Annotated in this window: 20 protein-coding genes and 1 other annotated feature (1 of these 21 only partly in view); of the genes, 18 read left to right on the top strand and 2 right to left on the bottom strand. The window is 36.0% G+C overall.

Features of this window, described 5'->3' with window-relative positions:
* Positions 1-14: 14 nt before the first annotated feature.
* From CLLU_RS03030 to CLLU_RS02960, 15 genes are all read left to right on the top strand, one after another.
* Complete coding sequence (locus CLLU_RS03030) at positions 15-884, top strand: DegV family protein (protein WP_106008101.1); 870 nt, start codon at positions 15-17, stop codon at positions 882-884.
* Positions 885-1,048: 164 nt separating this feature from the next.
* Positions 1,049-2,224 carry an ATP phosphoribosyltransferase regulatory subunit gene (locus tag CLLU_RS03025; RefSeq protein WP_106008100.1) on the top strand — a complete coding sequence of 392 codons (1,176 nt, stop codon included), beginning with the start codon at positions 1,049-1,051 and terminating at the stop codon, positions 2,222-2,224.
* Between the two features lie 16 nt (positions 2,225-2,240).
* On the top strand, positions 2,241-2,900 hold the full coding sequence (gene hisG, locus CLLU_RS03020; protein WP_106008099.1) for an ATP phosphoribosyltransferase: 660 nt from the start codon (positions 2,241-2,243) through the stop codon (positions 2,898-2,900).
* 10 nt (positions 2,901-2,910) lie between these two features.
* Positions 2,911-4,224: a histidinol dehydrogenase gene (hisD, locus tag CLLU_RS03015; protein ID WP_106008098.1), complete on the top strand. Its 1,314-nt coding sequence runs from the start codon at positions 2,911-2,913 to the stop codon at positions 4,222-4,224.
* A 35-nt stretch (positions 4,225-4,259) separates the two neighbouring features.
* Positions 4,260-4,844 carry an imidazoleglycerol-phosphate dehydratase HisB gene (gene hisB, locus CLLU_RS03010; RefSeq protein WP_106008097.1) on the top strand — a complete coding sequence of 195 codons (585 nt, stop codon included), beginning with the start codon at positions 4,260-4,262 and terminating at the stop codon, positions 4,842-4,844.
* 112 nt (positions 4,845-4,956) lie between these two features.
* Entirely contained in the window at positions 4,957-5,565 is a 609-nt protein-coding gene (gene hisH / locus CLLU_RS03005) for an imidazole glycerol phosphate synthase subunit HisH (RefSeq protein ID WP_106008096.1), read from the top strand.
* Positions 5,566-5,591: 26 nt separating this feature from the next.
* On the top strand, positions 5,592-6,305 hold the full coding sequence (gene hisA, locus CLLU_RS03000) for a 1-(5-phosphoribosyl)-5-[(5-phosphoribosylamino)methylideneamino]imidazole-4-carboxamide isomerase (protein WP_106008095.1): 714 nt from the start codon (positions 5,592-5,594) through the stop codon (positions 6,303-6,305).
* A 24-nt stretch (positions 6,306-6,329) separates the two neighbouring features.
* Positions 6,330-7,388, top strand: a complete 1,059-nt coding sequence (gene hisC, locus CLLU_RS02995) for a histidinol-phosphate transaminase (RefSeq protein ID WP_106008094.1) — start codon at positions 6,330-6,332, stop codon at positions 7,386-7,388.
* A gap of 82 nt (positions 7,389-7,470) precedes the next feature.
* A complete protein-coding gene (hisF, locus tag CLLU_RS02990) occupies positions 7,471-8,232 on the top strand; it encodes an imidazole glycerol phosphate synthase subunit HisF (RefSeq protein WP_106008093.1) in 762 nt (253 codons plus the stop codon).
* Positions 8,233-8,321: 89 nt separating this feature from the next.
* Positions 8,322-8,651 carry a phosphoribosyl-AMP cyclohydrolase gene (hisI, locus tag CLLU_RS02985; protein ID WP_106008092.1) on the top strand — a complete coding sequence of 110 codons (330 nt, stop codon included), beginning with the start codon at positions 8,322-8,324 and terminating at the stop codon, positions 8,649-8,651.
* 15 nt (positions 8,652-8,666) lie between these two features.
* Positions 8,667-8,999: a phosphoribosyl-ATP diphosphatase gene (gene hisE / locus CLLU_RS02980; RefSeq protein WP_106008091.1), complete on the top strand. Its 333-nt coding sequence runs from the start codon at positions 8,667-8,669 to the stop codon at positions 8,997-8,999.
* Between the two features lie 155 nt (positions 9,000-9,154).
* Positions 9,155-9,748, top strand: a complete 594-nt coding sequence (locus CLLU_RS02975; protein WP_106008123.1) for a hypothetical protein — start codon at positions 9,155-9,157, stop codon at positions 9,746-9,748.
* Positions 9,749-9,796: 48 nt separating this feature from the next.
* Positions 9,797-10,714, top strand: coding sequence for an AEC family transporter (locus CLLU_RS02970; protein ID WP_106008090.1), 918 nt, complete (start codon positions 9,797-9,799; stop codon positions 10,712-10,714).
* Between the two features lie 48 nt (positions 10,715-10,762).
* Positions 10,763-11,536 (top strand): histidinol phosphate phosphatase, encoded by a 774-nt coding sequence (locus tag CLLU_RS02965; RefSeq protein ID WP_106008089.1) that lies wholly within the window; start codon positions 10,763-10,765, stop codon positions 11,534-11,536.
* Positions 11,537-11,550: 14 nt separating this feature from the next.
* A complete protein-coding gene (locus CLLU_RS02960) occupies positions 11,551-12,054 on the top strand; it encodes a flavin reductase family protein (protein ID WP_106008088.1) in 504 nt (167 codons plus the stop codon).
* 79 nt (positions 12,055-12,133) lie between these two features.
* Here CLLU_RS02960 and CLLU_RS02955 read toward each other — a convergent pair whose 3' ends face one another.
* Together CLLU_RS02955 and CLLU_RS02950 are read right to left on the bottom strand one after the other, a co-directional pair.
* On the bottom strand, positions 12,134-12,415 hold the full coding sequence (locus CLLU_RS02955) for a metal-sensitive transcriptional regulator (RefSeq protein WP_106008087.1): 282 nt from the start codon (positions 12,413-12,415) through the stop codon (positions 12,134-12,136).
* Between the two features lie 11 nt (positions 12,416-12,426).
* Positions 12,427-14,367 (bottom strand): heavy metal translocating P-type ATPase, encoded by a 1,941-nt coding sequence (locus tag CLLU_RS02950; protein ID WP_106008086.1) that lies wholly within the window; start codon positions 14,365-14,367, stop codon positions 12,427-12,429.
* 265 nt (positions 14,368-14,632) lie between these two features.
* Between CLLU_RS02950 and CLLU_RS02945 the strand changes: the two genes are divergently transcribed.
* The 3 genes from CLLU_RS02945 to CLLU_RS02935 all read left to right on the top strand — a co-directional run bounded on the left by CLLU_RS02945 (position 14,633) and on the right by CLLU_RS02935 (position 16,735).
* Positions 14,633-15,079 carry an RrF2 family transcriptional regulator gene (locus tag CLLU_RS02945; protein WP_106008085.1) on the top strand — a complete coding sequence of 149 codons (447 nt, stop codon included), beginning with the start codon at positions 14,633-14,635 and terminating at the stop codon, positions 15,077-15,079.
* Between the two features lie 86 nt (positions 15,080-15,165).
* On the top strand, positions 15,166-15,648 hold the full coding sequence (locus CLLU_RS02940) for a PRC-barrel domain-containing protein (protein ID WP_106008084.1): 483 nt from the start codon (positions 15,166-15,168) through the stop codon (positions 15,646-15,648).
* A 61-nt stretch (positions 15,649-15,709) separates the two neighbouring features.
* Positions 15,710-16,735: an AI-2E family transporter gene (locus tag CLLU_RS02935; protein ID WP_106008083.1), complete on the top strand. Its 1,026-nt coding sequence runs from the start codon at positions 15,710-15,712 to the stop codon at positions 16,733-16,735.
* 64 nt (positions 16,736-16,799) lie between these two features.
* Positions 16,800-16,828 (top strand) — a binding site (T-box leader); it runs 160 nt beyond the window's last position.

The raw sequence follows: 16,828 nt of genomic DNA, 5'->3' as shown, positions 1-16,828 counted from the left end.
TGGGGGAGATGCTGATGACCAGACCTATAATTATGACTGATGCAGGATGTGATCTACCAGGTGATTTTATACTGGAAAAAAATATTCCATTTTTAGGTTTAACATGTCATTTTAAGGGCAGAGACTATGAAGATGATTTTGGAAAATCTTTGAGCTATGAGGAATTTTATGATGGCTTGAGAAATGGAGAAATGCCGTATACATCTCAAATAAATGAGTATAGATTTGCTGAAAAATTCAGAGAATTGGTAAAGGAAAAAAGACCTGTTATATATATTGGAATGTCTTCAGCTATAAGCGGCACCTTTAACAGTTCAAAGCTGGCAAGAGAATCGGTAATAAGTGAGTTTGAGGATGCCGACATAACTTTAGTTGACAGCAAGGGGGCTTCCATAGGGCTTGGACTCTTGGTATATTATGCCCATAAAATGGCTGAAGAAGGTAAAAGCAAGGATGAAATTGTGAAATGGCTGGATGACAATAAACTGAAGATGAATTACTGGTTTATGGTGGAGGATTTAAAACATCTAAAAAGAGGCGGGAGGATATCATCCTCGAAAGCAGTTATAGGAACTCTTTTGGATGTAAAGCCCATAATATATATCTGCAGTGATGGAACTCTTAAAAATATAGCTAATGTGAGGGGAAGAAAAAAGGGAATAAAATATCTCATAGACAGATTTAGGGAAAGGGCACTGGACACCGAAAATCAGGTAATAGGCATTTCTCACGGGAATTGCCTGGAAGATGCAAAGCTGCTAAAAAAATTAATGGAGAAAGAATTCTGCAATAATAAATTTATTATAAACACATTGGGGCTTGGTATGGCCACTCATTGTGGAAATGGTATGCTTGCACTTTGCTTTTTGGGAAATAAAAGATAATTATTTCAAAAACCCGACGGCTAAATTGAACTCAATTTAGCCGTCGGGTTTTTTATCATTTTTTGTTGCTATTTTATAAATTAACTGGTAAAATAAAAACAATGATTAATTTATTACTGTATCGAGTTAAAGCATTATCATGATAAAATAAGGAAGTGAACTCTATGACCAACTGGAAAAAATATATACCTGATGGGACAAAAGATATTCTATTTGAGGAATGCAGTAGAAAAATAGATATAGAGAATGTACTTAGAGAAACCTATGTTTATAGTGGATTTATGGAAGTAAAATCCCCCACATTAGAATTTTATGATACTTTTAATGAGGAAAATTCAATATTGCCCCAGGAAAAAATATATAAATTGATTGACAGCCAGGGAAGAATTTTAGCACTGAGGGCAGATATGACCACTCCTATTGCGAGAATTGCAGGTACTAAATTAAAAGAGATGGTTCATCCACTTAGATTATGCTACAATTCCAATGTATACAGGGCCAATGAAACTCTAAACGGCAAAAACAGCGAGGTGACCCAATCGGGCATTGAAGTCATAGGTACGGACAGCATTGCTGCAGATGCCGAGGTTATAATAATTGGAATAAGAGCTTTATTGAACTGCGGACTTAAAAATTTCAAAATAGAAATTGGCCATGCTAAGTTATTTAAGGCGCTGGTAGATGATCTAAATTTAAATATTAAAGAAAAGGAGAAATTAAGAAGAAGTATAGACAGTAAAAATTTCACAGCATTAAATGAAATACTATATGCAAACAGGGATAGGATCAATGATAATTCATTTAAAATTTTAAATGAACTGCCAAAATTGTTTGGGGGCATAGATATAATTGACACAGCGTCCAGGCTCACGGATAATAAAAATGCCCTGGGTTATTTGAAAGATATCAAAAAAGTTTATGAAATTGTGAAAAGTGCAGGACTTCAGGATTATCTGGCAGTGGATCTGGGGATGGTATATCATATAGATTATTATACCGGAATAATATTCAGAGGATATACTCACGGTTTTGGAGGAAATATATTGAGCGGGGGAAGATATGACAATTTGATAGGAAATTTTGGAGATGATGAGCCGGCTACAGGCTTTGCCATAGATGTAGATGGAGTAATTGTTGCACTTAAGCAAAATGAAAGATTTTATGGAAAAAAATATGAAAAAGTTCTTATACATCATGAAGGAAAAAATTTTAATGAAGCCTATATAAGGGCTCAGAATTTGAGAAAACAGGGTATAATTGCGGAAATGAGCCTTTTCGACGATGAAGACAGAGCAAGGAAATATGCTGACATAAAAAATATGAAGTTTATTAAAATATAAGAATGGAGAAGTTTAAATGGTAAATGTGAAGAGGGTAAAGATAGCCTTAACCAAAGGGAGAATTGAAAAAGAAGCTGTAGATATGTTTCAAAGAGCAGGTATAGACTGCAGTGAAATTATGAATAAGGGCAGAAAGCTTATATTTCACAATTTAAAGGACAATATAGATTTCGTACTGGTTAAAGCTCCAGATGTATTGACTTATGTGGAACATGGAGTAGTGGATATAGGAATAGTGGGGAAGGATACTCTTCTTGAACAAAATAAAAATTTTTATGAGGTTCTGGATTTAGGATTTGGACAATGTAAATTTTCGCTGGCAGGCCCTAAGAATTCTGACTTTTACTCTGGCTACAACAGAAAAAAGATTGCCACCAAGTATCCCAACGTAGCTAGAGATTACTTTAGAAAATTGGGACAGGATGTGGAAATTATAAAAATAGAAGGTTCTGTGGAGTTGGCACCTATATTGGGACTTGCAGATGCCATAGTGGATATAGTTGAAACGGGAAATACGCTGAAAGAAAATGGACTTGTTGTTTACAAGGATATATGTAAGATAAGTGCCAGAATGGTGGTAAATATGGCCAGCATGAAGATGAAAAAAAATGAAATACAGAAAATAATAAATAGAGTTCAGATACAGATTGATAAAAAGGAAAGAGCTTTAAGTTAGGAGGAGAGACATGAAAGATGAAATTATAAATACAATAATTGCAGATACAGAGGAAGGCAGAACATATCTTAGTAATTTTAGAAATAAAGAGGAGAAAAATAAGCGGAATGTAACTGCAGTGGTAAAGGGCATACTGGAGGATTTAAGGAATAATGGGGATAAGGCACTTATAAGTTACACCAATAAATTTGACAGCAAAAATATAAATTCAGACAATATTTTAGTGACACAGGAGGAGATAAGGAAGGCCTACAAAGGCATAGATGATGAATTTGTAGAGGCTTTGAAGACAGCTGCCCAAAATATAATTTTTTTTCATGAAAAACAGAAGAGAAATTCCTGGATGGTAACCGGGGAAGATGGAATAATATTGGGACAGCAGGTTAGACCTCTGGAGAAGGTGGGAATATATGTGCCGGGAGGAACAGCAGCTTATCCTTCTTCTGTGCTCATGAACACTCTTCCGGCAAAGGTGGCGGGAGTTTCTGACATAACTATGGTTACACCTCCCTTAGAAGATGGAACTATAGAACCCAAAATACTGGTGGCTGCAGATCTGGCCGGGGTGAATAGAATTTACAAGGCAGGGGGAGCTCAGGCTATAGGTGCGCTGGCTTTTGGCACCGAGACAATTGGTAAAGTTGATAAAATAGTAGGCCCCGGCAACATATATGTGGCCATGGCTAAAAAAACTGTCTATGGTTTTGTAGATATAGATATGATAGCAGGCCCCAGTGAGATCTTCATAATTGCAGACGAAAGGGCAAATCCCCGTTATCTGGCTGCAGATTTGATGTCACAGGCGGAACATGATGTGCTGGCTTCTGCAGTATTAGCTGTTACTTCAAAAAAATTGGCCGACAAGGTAAAGGAAGAACTTATAAAACAGGTTGAATCTCTCAAGAGGAAAGATATCATATTACAGTCTTTGAAAAACCAGGGTGCTGTATTTATAGTGGATAGCGTGGAGGAAGGTGTGAAATTGGCAAATAAAATAGCTCCTGAACATCTGGAGCTCTGCATTAAAGATCCATTTTCCATATTGGGCAGTATAAAGAACGCAGGTTCGGTATTTATGGGGGATTTTTCGCCGGAACCTCTAGGTGATTATATGGCAGGACCCAATCATGTGCTTCCTACCAGTGGAACTGCCAGGTTCTTTTCACCGCTTTCCGTAGATGATTTTATAAAGAAATTCAGCTTTACCAATTATTCCAGACAATCACTTTTAAAAGTGGGGGATAAAATTGTAACACTGGCAGAGGCGGAGGGACTTACAGCCCATGCCAATTCCATAAAAGTCAGAATGAAATCATCAAACTAGGTAGATAATTATTTATATATAAAGAAGGTGTTTTTATGAGAACAGCAGAACTTTCCAGGCATACCTATGAGACTGATATAAACATAAAAATGGATTTGGATGGGTGCGGGAAATATGTGATAGATACGGGAATAGGATTTTTCAACCATATGCTGAGCATGGTGGCAAAGCATGGAATGGTGGACCTGGATGTGCAGGCAAAAGGAGATCTGGATGTGGATTTTCACCATACTGTGGAGGATACGGGAATTGTCATGGGGAAATGTATAAAAAATGCTCTGGGTGACAAGAAAAATGTGAAAAGGTATGGTACATTTTTTATTCCCATGGACGAAAGCTTATCCATGGTATCTGTTGATTTGAGCGGTAGGCCTTACCTTGTGTTTGATGCTGATTTTAAAACTGAAAAGGTGGGTAAGATGGATTCCCAGCTTGTGGAGGAATTCTTCAGGGCACTGGCGTTTAATGCGGAGATGACGCTTCACGTAAAAATATTCTATGGAAAAAACACCCACCATATGATAGAGGGAATATTCAAGGCATTCGGGCATGCCTTCAGAGAGGCGGCTTCCATAGATGACAGTATAAACGGGGTAATGTCCACTAAAGGCAGTATTTGAGTTTGCCTAAATATAAAATATTGTTGATTTTCAGCAGCCGCCGAGAATCTTCATTAATTGTGCATTGTGAAGTGTAAATTGTCAATTGAATAACAGAAAGAGGGTGTACAAATTGATTTGTATTGTAGATTATGGTATGGGAAACTTGAAAAGTGTCCAGAAGTCACTGAAATATATAGGAGCTGAGAGTATAATAACTTCAGATGCAGATAAAATAAAAAGCAGTGACAAAATTATACTTCCAGGTGTAGGTGCTTTTCCAGAAGCTATGAGAAACTTGAAGAAAAGAAATTTGGATAAGATTTTGAAAAAAGAGGCAGAAGCCGGGAAGCCCTTTATAGGCATATGCCTTGGAATGCAGCTGTTATTTGACCTGGGGGAGGAAATAGAGGAGTGTGAAGGACTTGGACTCATATCCGGGAAAATAGTTAAACTTCAGGGAAACATGAAGATACCACACATGGGATGGAATGACCTGATTATTGAAAAGCAGTGTAAAATTTTAAAAGATGTGCCCGAAAAGAGCTATGTGTATTTTGTACATTCCTTCTATGGAAAATTGAAATCAAAGGAAAATTTAAATGCCTACAGCACTTATGGCGAAGTAGATATACCAGCTGTTGTGAGTGAAGGAAATGTGTATGGGACTCAGTTTCATCCAGAAAAAAGTGGTGATGTGGGCATCAGCATGTTGAAGAATTTTGTAGAGAGAGCAGTTTAATTATAGAGTTCAAGGGGGCATTTTGTATGTTGATACTTCCAGCAATAGATTTAAGGGATGGAAAATGTGTCAGATTGTATCAGGGGAAATTTGAACAATCGGAAATAGTAGGTGAAGATCCGGTGAAAGTAGCTCTGAGCTTTAAAAAAAGTGGAGCCGAGTATATTCACATGGTGGATTTAGACGGGGCTCTTCATGGAAAGATTAAAAATATAAAGGCCATAGAGAAAGTGGCGAAAACAGCTGGAATCCCAGTGGAATTGGGCGGCGGTATAAGGGACATGGAAACCATAGATATGCTTTTGAAACTTGGAATATCAAGAGTGATACTGGGAACTTCAGCTCTGAAAGATCCCAATTTTGTCAAAGAAGCAGTAAAAAAGTACAGTGAAAAAGTAGCTGTGGGTATAGATGCAAGAAATGGAAAAGTTGCAGTAAATGGATGGGTTGATGTAAGCGCTGTTCATTATACTGATTTTGCAAGGCAGATGGAGGATATAGGTGTAAAGACAATTATATTTACAGACATAAGTAAAGATGGGACACTGAAAGGGCCTAATTTGGAGCAGCTTTTTGAAATAAAAGAAAGTGTAAACTGCCATATAATAGCTTCAGGAGGAATTAAGAGTGTGGAGGACCTGAAAAATATAAATAAGATGGGCATATATGGAGCCATAACAGGAAAGGCCGTATATTCGGGGAATATAGATTTGAAAAAAGCCATAGAATTATGCAGATAATTATAGTAGAAGGTGGTAACAATTATGAGTAAGTATTGGAGCAGTATTACAAAAAGTGTAGAACCTTATGTGTGTGGTGAACAGCCTAAGGACAAGAAATATATAAAATTAAACACCAATGAGAGTCCGTACGGGCCTTCACCTAAAGTATTAAATGCCATAAAGAGTACAGCAGATGAAAACTTGAGTTTGTATCCGGATCCCGGCTGCGATAAATTGAGGGAAGTTATATCCTGTTATTATGGCCTGGGAAAAGATCAAATTTTTGTGGGAAATGGTTCCGATGAAGTGTTAGCCATGTGCTTTATGGCATTTTTCAATAAGGGGGAGCCTATAATTTTTCCAGATATAAGTTACAGCTTTTATCCGGTTTATGCCAATTTGTACAATATAGATTATAAACTTGCAAAACTGAATGAAGATTTTTCAATTCCTGTGGAGGAATTTTTAACTAAAAATGGCGGGGTGGTGCTTCCCAATCCCAATGCTCCTACGGGGAAATGTATTGAAACAGAAGGAATTAAAAAAATTTTAAAAAGTAATCAGGACAAAGTAGTTATAATTGACGAGGCCTATGTGGATTTTGGCGGAAATTCTGTAGTGGGGCTGATAAAAAGCTATCCCAATCTCCTTGTAGTACAGACATTGTCCAAATCCCGTTCTCTAGCCGGGCTCCGTGTGGGATTTGCATTGGGACAGGAACAGCTTATAGAGGGGCTGAACAGGATAAAAAATTCTTTTAACTCCTATACTGTGAACAGAGTTTCAAATGCAGCGGCAATTGCAGCCATAGAAGATGAGGATTATTTTAAAAAATGTGTTGGTAAAATAATAGATACAAGAGAATTAACTGTGAGCAGGTTGAAAAAATTAGGATTTAAGGTTGTACCTTCAAAGGCCAATTTTATATTTATAACCAATCCTGAATATGCTGCAGAGGAACTTTTCAGAAAGCTGAGAGAAAAAGGTGTACTTGTGAGATATTTTAACAAGGAGAGAATAAACAATTACCTTCGAGTGAGCATAGGTTCGGAAAAGGATATGGATATTTTTATAGAAAAAATTGAGGAAATTATCAAGTGATTTATCTCAAGGATTCCATTGCCAAAATATAAAAATCACTTGATTATATATTTTAAATAATCAGGACAGGAGAGTGGAAAAATTGCTTACCAAAAGAATAATTCCATGTCTGGATGTAAATATGGGCAAAGTGGTTAAGGGAGTGAATTTTGTCCACCTGCAGGATGTAGGGGACCCGGTGGAGATAGCCGAACACTATAACAGGCAGGGAGCGGATGAAATAGTATTTCTGGATATTACAGCCACACATGAGAAGAGAAAGACCATAATAGATCTGGTGGAAAGAACTGCTGAAAAAGTATTTATACCGCTTACCGTTGGCGGGGGAATATCCGGTATAGATGATTTTAAGAATATACTTAGAGCTGGAGCTGACAAGATTTCCATAAATTCTTCTGCTATAAAAAATCCCAATTTAATATATGAAGCGGCGGATAGATTTGGATCCCAGTGCGTGGTGGTGGCAGTGGATGCCAAAAAGCGGGATTCCCAAGATGGATGGGATGTGTTTGTAGAAGGTGGAAGAAAAAATACTGGAATAGATGCTGTAGAGTGGATAAAAAAAGCGGAGCAGCTGGGTGCAGGAGAAATACTTTTGACCAGTATGGATGCGGATGGTACTAAAAATGGGTATGATATAGAACTTACCAAAACCGTGTGTGATCTTGTGAATATCCCTGTGATAGCTTCAGGCGGGTGTGGATCTTTAAATGATTTTTATGATGTATTCAATGATGCAGGTGCAGATGCAGCACTGGCAGCGTCACTGTTTCATTATGGAGAACTTACGGTGGAACAGGTAAAACAGTATTTGAAAAATAAAGGTATACCAGTTAGGTTGTAAAAATATATTATGGTTGGCTTTTCGGTTACACCGAAAAGCATCATTATTTGATATTTGTTTTTTGAACTTTAATTAAAGGGTGATAGTAAATGGATAGCGAAGTTTTAAAGAGTATAGATTTTAAAAAAATGAGGGGACTTATACCGGCAGTTGTGCAGGATTTTGAAAATGGAGAAGTTCTTATGCTTGCCTATATGAATGAAGAATCCCTGAAAAAAACCATTGAAACGGGTAAGACCTGGTTTTGGAGCAGGAGCAGAAACGAGCTCTGGAACAAGGGTGCTACTTCAGGCCATTATCAATATGTGAAAGGTATAAATTTGGATTGTGATTATGATACTATTTTGATAAAGGTAAAACAGGTGGGGGCAGCCTGCCATACGGGAAATAGAAGCTGCTTTTACAGAAAATTATATTAAAAGGGGTGTAATTGAATGGAATTGCAAAACATACTGGAAGAATTATATGGTGTTATAGAGGATAGAAAGATAAATCCGGTAGAGGGGTCCTATACCAATTATTTATTTAGAGAAGGAATTGACAAGATACTAAAAAAAGTTGGGGAAGAGAGCTCTGAGGTGATAATTGCCAGCAAAAATAATAATAAAGTGGAAGAGGTATATGAGATATGTGATCTTTTATATCATCTCCTGGTTTTAATGTCCAATCAGGGTGTAAAATTGGAGGATTTAGCGGAAGAGCTGGAGAGAAGAAGAGATAAGATATGCAATAAAAAGCCTGAAAGAAAGGCTGTAAATAGAATTTAATATAGAAAGGGGAATTTAAATTTTTTGAATAATAGATTATAATATAAAAGTAATCTTTAAATGGGAAAAATATGTTTAATGTTAAAAAGATTTCAAAGCACAGGGATGATTTTAGTTTCAGCCATGCTTTGAAATTATCACAGGGGGAATATGGAATGGATAAATCTGAACTGTTATCTGAACTGGTGGAGGTATCCGCCAAACCCATAGTGCAGGCTAAAAACTATTGGCATGAGAGTATATTCAATACTTTGAGAGAGAAGAGGAAATCGTCGAAGGATATTGAGGACTATGCTTTGGAGCTAAAAGCGGATATTGTATCTGTAAAAAAGCTTTGGGATGAACAGATGAAGGTTATAGAAAATTGGGCATTAGATGAGAAAATCCCTGAAGTAGACCAGATCAGCAGTACAATAGAGAATATGGAAAATGAGTGTAAGACAGCAGTGCTGGATAAAAAAGTGGTATTTAAAAATGGAAATTCTTTAAACAAGGATGAATTGAACTATATAGAAAGGTATAATTCAATAAAAAATTTAAACGAAAGAATAGCATCCATGGAAGAGGATTATCTATACCTTAGAATAAGAGATTATATAGTTTTGAATTTATATCAGTTTCTGGCCGAAAACAGGGAAATGGCACTTAACGTATTGAAAGGGGATACCGATAAAAAAATGAGAAGTATCTCTGATTTAATCTGCAAGGCTGCAGATAGCTGTATGTATATTGATCTGGAAGAGGATTAGTATACCTGCATTTTATTTTCATAAGGGCAGAAATTAGGTGAAATATTCTTGAATGTTAAAGTAATAAACCAAGTAATAATATTATCGATTATGATGTTAATAGGAGTTTTTGCAAGGAAAAAAAATATAGTGACAAAGGAGGCTGTAAAAAGTTTTTCGGATTTTTTACTCAATATAACGCTTCCTGCTATGCTTTTAACCTCTTTTGATTATGGTTATTCGGAAAAAATGATAAAAAATGCGGAGGATATATTCATATGTTCTGCCATTATCCAAATAATTTTTATATTTTTAAGCAGGCTTTTTGTTTTAAACAAGCAGGATAGAGCTAAAAGTGTATTGAGATTTTCAGTTATATTTCCCAACAGTGGGTTTATGGGATATCCTGTGCTGGAAGGGATATTCGGCAAAATAGGTATATTTTATGGTGCCATATTCAATATACCCTATAATCTATTTATGTTTAGTGTTGGTGCAATGCTGTATACAGGTAAAAGCGATATGAAGGCTGTAAAAAGTGCAATTTTGAATCCTGCTGTAATTGCCACGGTTATTGGTTTTTTGATGTTCGTATTTTCAATTAAGCTGCCGTATACTTTGTATACTGCATTTAGTACGGTGGGTTCCATGACCACCCCTCTTTCTATGATCATAGTTGGAACCATGCTGGCAGAAGCAAAACTTAAAGATATTTTTTCAGAATTTCTTGTATATTATGCATGTTTTTTAAGGTTGATATTGATACCTGTAATTACTGTAATTATATTAAAAATTTTTCATGTAGATGATCTCATAATTCAAATATGTGGTATAATTGAGGCCATGCCAGCGGCTGTGGTGGCTTCCATATTTGCTGAAAAATATAATGCGGATTTTAAACTGGCGGCCAGAATAATATTTATGAGTACTATAATATCGATGTTTACCATTCCGGTGGTCACATTGCTTTTGAAATACATAATTTAAAGCTTTATTTCAAATTGAATCTAAAAATCATTGATGGGAGGCGGTATATTGTTTGATACACATGTGCATACTGTTTTTTCTTCAGATTCGGATATGAGTATAGAAAGTGCAAAAAAATCTGCGGAGGGAAAGGGCATATCTTTTATAATAACGGAACATATGGATCTCAATTTTCCCAAAGAGGATCTTTTTCGTTTTGATGTAGGTAGATATTTCAATGAATATTCCGGGTGGAGAGGTGATAATCTACTTCTTGGGATAGAACTTGGCATGAAGAAGGATTGTATAGAGGATGCCAGAAAACTTATAGAAAACAATGCTTTTGATTATGTCATAGGATCCGTACATTTGGTTGAAAACAAGGATCTGTATTATCCGGACTATTATGAGGGTAAAACCAAGCATGAAGCTTATTTGAAGTATTTACAGGTTATGCTGGATGATCTGAAGCGTTTTGATTTTATAGACAGCCTGGGACATATTGATTATATAGCAAGATATGGAAAGTTCGAAGACAGGGAGCTGTATTACAAGGATTTTTCAGATATAATAGATGAAATATTTGTAAAGCTTATACAAAATGACAAATGCCTGGAGCTGAATACCAGAAGATTCAATAATGAAGATTCGATAAAAAACATGATTGATGTATACAAAAGGTTTGGGGAATTAGGAGGAAAGTACATAACTGTAGGATCTGACGCCCATGATCCTTCAGCTATAGGGGCAAATTTCAAATGTGCTGAAGAAGTTGCCAGGATATGCAATTTGAAGATTGTATATTTTAAAGATAGGGCGAAGGAATATGACAAAAATTTCTAGGGAGGGGAAAAATTATGGAATTTACAAAAAATTTGGATAAGGCCATTCAAAACATAAATAGAGGAAGAGCTCTTTTAACCAGCAAATACAATGGGAAGATAAATACCATGACCATAGGCTGGGGAAGCGTTGGAATCATATGGAGGAAACCGGTCTTTACCGTGCTTGTAAGGGAATCAAGATATACTAGGGAGTTTCTGGAAAACAGCGGCGAGTTCACAGTAAGTGTATGTTTTGATGACAGCATGAAAAATGTTTTTACCATATGTGGAACTAAATCGGGAAGAGACATAGATAAATTTAAAGAGTGCAATTTAAAGGCTGTACCTGGTAAAAGCGTGAGCAGCCCTGTCATAGATGGATGCAATATATACTATGAGTGCAAGGTTGTGTATAAGAGAGATATGGATAGAAAATTTTTATCTGAAGATGTAGATTCAGATTGCTACAGCGGAATTTATGCAGACAATTATCATACAATTTATTATGGGGAAATAGTAAATTGTTATGAGGCATGATAATCTATAGCAGTGAATACAGCCCCGGGAGATTTTGTCTAAGATCTCTTGGGGCTGTATTGAGCCTTCTGCCGGATTCTTAAATCATTTTTGTATATTGATTCAAGGCACGCTTCAAGCTTTCAACCTGCGGTTCCCTGTCCTTGCTGCGAAGTGCATCCAGGACACAGTGATCTAGATGATCTTCCAGTATGATCTGGCTGATTTTTTGAAGTGCAGCTTTTGAGGAATTAAGCTGAATAATTATTTCATCACAGGGTTTATCATCTTTCAACATTTTACATATGCCTTTTAATTGTCCCTGAATCCTGTTGATTCTCTGACAAATTTTATCTACATCATGGTGCTCATAAGTTGACATAAAATCACTCCCTATTTGATATTTACACTTTGTGTTTTTTCCTTTTGTATTTTGCTTTTTTCTCTTCCTATTATATATTTGGGATTGGCTTCATCCTTATATGTGAGCAGCAGAGCAGAATTCACCACTACAAATACGGATCCGCAATTATGAACAAGAGCTGCAGTTATTGGATTCAATATACCAAACCCTGCCAATATAATAGCACAGAAATTGATGAACATGGAGATAGTAATATTGAAAAGTATACGATTTTTAGTTTTACGGCACAGCTTAATTAAGAAGGGAAGTTTGCCTATATCATCACTCATTAGTGCAATATCTGCTGTTTCAATGGCTACATCTGAACCTATTGCTCCCATGACTATGCCTACAGAAGCTGTGGCCAGAGCCGGAGCGTCATTTACTCCGTCACCCAGCATGCCCACTGAATGCCCCTCATCCATCAGCTTTTTTATTGAATCGGCTTTATCCTCAGGAAGCTGAGATGCAAATATATCTGTCATGTTCACTGATTGTCCAATAGAGTTGGCAACTGCCTCATTATCTCCTGTAAGCATGACTAGGTGCGATATGCCTACTTTTTTCAGCTCTGAAATCGTGAGTTTGGCTTCCCTGCGCAGTGCATCTGCAATAGATACAATTCCTATGATTGTGCCATCTAGAGCAACGGGCAGAACAGTTTTACCGGATTTTTGGGTTTCCTCAACGAGCTCTGAAATTTCTGGAGAGCTATCTATAAGCTCCTGGCCTATAATTTTTATTCCAATTAGAATTTCGTGTCCTTCGACTGTTGCCCTAACACCTTTTCCAGCCTGCATTTTAAATAAATCGGGATCTTTTGCAGTGATTCCCTGCTGGTGACTGTATTTCAGAATTGCTCTTCCCAATGGATGCTCTGAAAATTTTTCTGCACTGGCCACCAGTTTTATAAAATCCTCTTTATGTATATTATCATGGAAAATAACTATATTTTCAACTCGAAGTTTTCCATAAGTCAAAGTTCCAGTCTTGTCCATTACAATGGTATCGAGTTTTGCAGCAGTTTCTACTGCGGAACCTGATTTTATAAGTATTCCTTTTTTTGTGGCATTTCCTATTGCAGCCATTATGGCAGTAGGAGTGGCCAGTATAAGTGAACAGGGACAGAAAACAACAAGAGCTGTAACGGCCCTGTGAATATCTCTTGTGATGATAAGAATTAGTATGGAACAGCCAAGAGCCACCGGTACTAGGATACGTGCCCATTTATCTGCTATACGGACAATTGGAGCCTTATTCTCCTCAGCTTTTTTCACCAAATTTATCATTTTTTTCAGGGAGGAATCATCTCCTACGTTAGATGCCTCAATTTTGATGACTCCATGCTCATTTATGGTTCCTTGATAAACTTCATCTCCAATTGTCTTGTCAACAGGGATGGATTCCCCGGTCATTATTGATTGATCAATTGATGTGGTACCCTTGATTATCCTGCCGTCGACAGGAATGGATTCGCCGGGCCTAATTAGTAGGATATCACCTTTTTTAACTTCCGAGGCCAATATTTCCATATCTCCATCTGACGTATGAAGGCAGGCTTTCTGGGGGGTGAGGTTTATCAATGATTGTAAACTTTTATGTGATTTTTTCGCTGTGAAATCCTCAAGTATTGAACCCAATTGCATGATAAAGGCAACTTCTCCGGCAGCAAAATATTGTTCTATTACAAGAGCTGCAATGAGAGCGATTGCCACAAGCAGGTCAGCAGTGACATCAAGTTCAGCCAGCAGTCCCTTGATGGCTCCGAAAATAATGGGGATACCGCTTATAATAATGGCAATCCAGGCGGCATCGAAGGGAAGCTGCGGAATCAATTTAAAAAAGCTTATAAATAAAAATATGCCTGATATTATGGTCAAACACAGTGTGCAAAATTCTTTTTCTTTTCGAAATTTGTCAACCACTTTCATGATTAAATCTCTGCCTTTCTATAATAATATCAATATGCTATATGCCCCTATAGGGCATATATTTATATTAAAAGAAGAAAATTTATTTGTCAATTGCGATATGAGGTTAATACGACTTATATAATTCTATTTTTATAGAACTAAGCCGTGGATTTTGTAGATGTAACTTATTTCAGAAAATATATAGTTGACAATTTTACTCTGATTTGATATTATAAAAAATATAATAGTTAAGTGATCTAAAAGATAGATGGGAAGTGATCGATTGAAGCTGTCTACAAAAGGAAGATATGGTGTGAAAGCTATGGTGGATTTAGCCATTCACTATAGTCAGGAACCTTTGTCTATAAAGAGCATATCGGAAAGGCAGAATATATCGGAATATTATTTAGAACAATTATTTTCCAGTTTGAGAAAATCCAATTTAATCAAGAGTATAAGGGGAGCACAGGGTGGATATATTTTAAATAGAGAACCTAAGAATATAACCATAGCGGATATAATGGAGGTATTGGAAGGTCCTGTGGAAATTTCAGATTGTATAGATGAAAATAGTGAAAATTCATGCAGCAGAGTAGATTGTTGTGCTACCAGACTTTTGTGGAGTAAAATCAAAGCCAGTATAGATCAGGTTATGAAGTTTACTACCTTACAGGATATGGTGGATGATTACAATCAAATGACCCAGGGAAAGATTAGAAAAGATAAATAGATAATTTTAAAATATAACTTGCCAAAGTTATATTTTTTATTTTTTTGGATAAATTAGATATATGTTTTCAAATTAAAGGTGATATTTTGTATAGAATAATGGACTTTATATTTAAAGGTGTAATGAATATTTCAGGGAAACAATTGGGATTTATAAGTGACATAATAGTGGATTTTAACGCCCGAAAAATAAATGGTTTTGTGATAACCTCCAACAATATATTTAAAAAACCACTGAATGTCAACATAAAGGATGTAGTGAATTATACATCTGTAATGGTTGTGACTGAAGTAAATAGAGAAAAATATCTTCAATTTAAAGAGATAAAGAATATGAATGTAGTAGATAAAAGCGGTGAGTTGATTGGAGTGGTGGAGGATATATTGTTTGACAGAGAAAAATTTTCAATAAAAGCTGTTATAATATCCACCGGTTTTATGAATAATTTTATAAAAGGCAAAAAAATATTGCTGATAGATGATCTGATACTGGGGGACAGAAATTTATTGTATAGAGGTAAAAACCAAAATATTAAATTCTTTAATTCGGTCCACCGGTTCATCAGGTGAATCTTAGAAATACCAAATCAGTCCAGTGTATATCCAAATAAAATTATGGAAGATGATGTATATGAATATTAATAGAAAGACAGGAATAAAATATATTGCCTTGATATCTGCAGCTGTGGCAATTGTTGTGTTTATCATTATGAGCTCCCTTCTGAGAGAAATCATATATTTGGTCTTTATATCTTTTTTAATAGCGTATACATTGAAACCAATATATAACTCCATGCTGAATAAAGGTATAAATAGGAGAATAAGCGCTTTTTTCCTGATAAGCCTGCTGATTCTGATTGTAATAGGGACATTTGCAATTCTCATACCTTCACTGTTCAGGGAAAGTTTGAATCTAAGCACTGCTGCAAACAGTGCCCAGAAATTGGTGGATAATCTTTACATGAAATTAAAACCGGTCCAGGGCAATAAGACAATTTATACACTGACCAGTAATTTAAACAGCAAAATTGACAGTGAAATTGTAAGCATATGCACTAGAATATTTGATTCCATAATGTACATAGGAGAGAATTTTTTATCTATAATAGTCATTCCCATAATAACCTATTATTTTCTGGCAGATGGAGATTGTATAAATGGAAAAATGCTTTCTGTTTTTCCCATCAGCAGCAGGCGTGTAATTCAAAAGATGTGCTGTAATGCAGATAAAATATTGGGAAGATACATAATGAGTCAGCTCATTTTAAGTGGACTGGTGGGTGTGGCTACATTTTTTATATTGATAATTTTAAAAGTTGACTTTCCAATAATTCTTTCCATGCTAAATGCATTTTTCAATATAATACCATATTTTGGACCTATATTTGGTGCCATTCCAGCTGTAGTCATAGCTGCTATAGAATCTCCCAGAGCGGCATTGTGGACTGTGGTATGTCTTTATATACTTCAGCAGATAGAGGGAAATATGCTGTCTCCCAAGGTTACGGGAGACAGCATAAACATGCATCCTCTGCTTATAATACTCCTTTTGATACTTGGTGGTAAAGCAGCGGGTTTCATTGGAATGATATTGGCAGTACCCATGGGTGTTATAGCTAAAATAATGTATGAAGATTTAAATTATTATTTATTTTGATTCTATTGGGATAAAATATTGACATAATTGTGTATTTAAATTATAATTTGTATCATAATTGAAGAATAAAGTGATGAATAGAAGGAGTAAATA

Source organism: Clostridium luticellarii (genome assembly GCF_002995845.1).
GTDB lineage: Bacteria > Bacillota > Clostridia > Clostridiales > Clostridiaceae > Clostridium_B > Clostridium_B luticellarii.
This window is presented reverse-complemented; position numbering and strand designations above follow the sequence as displayed.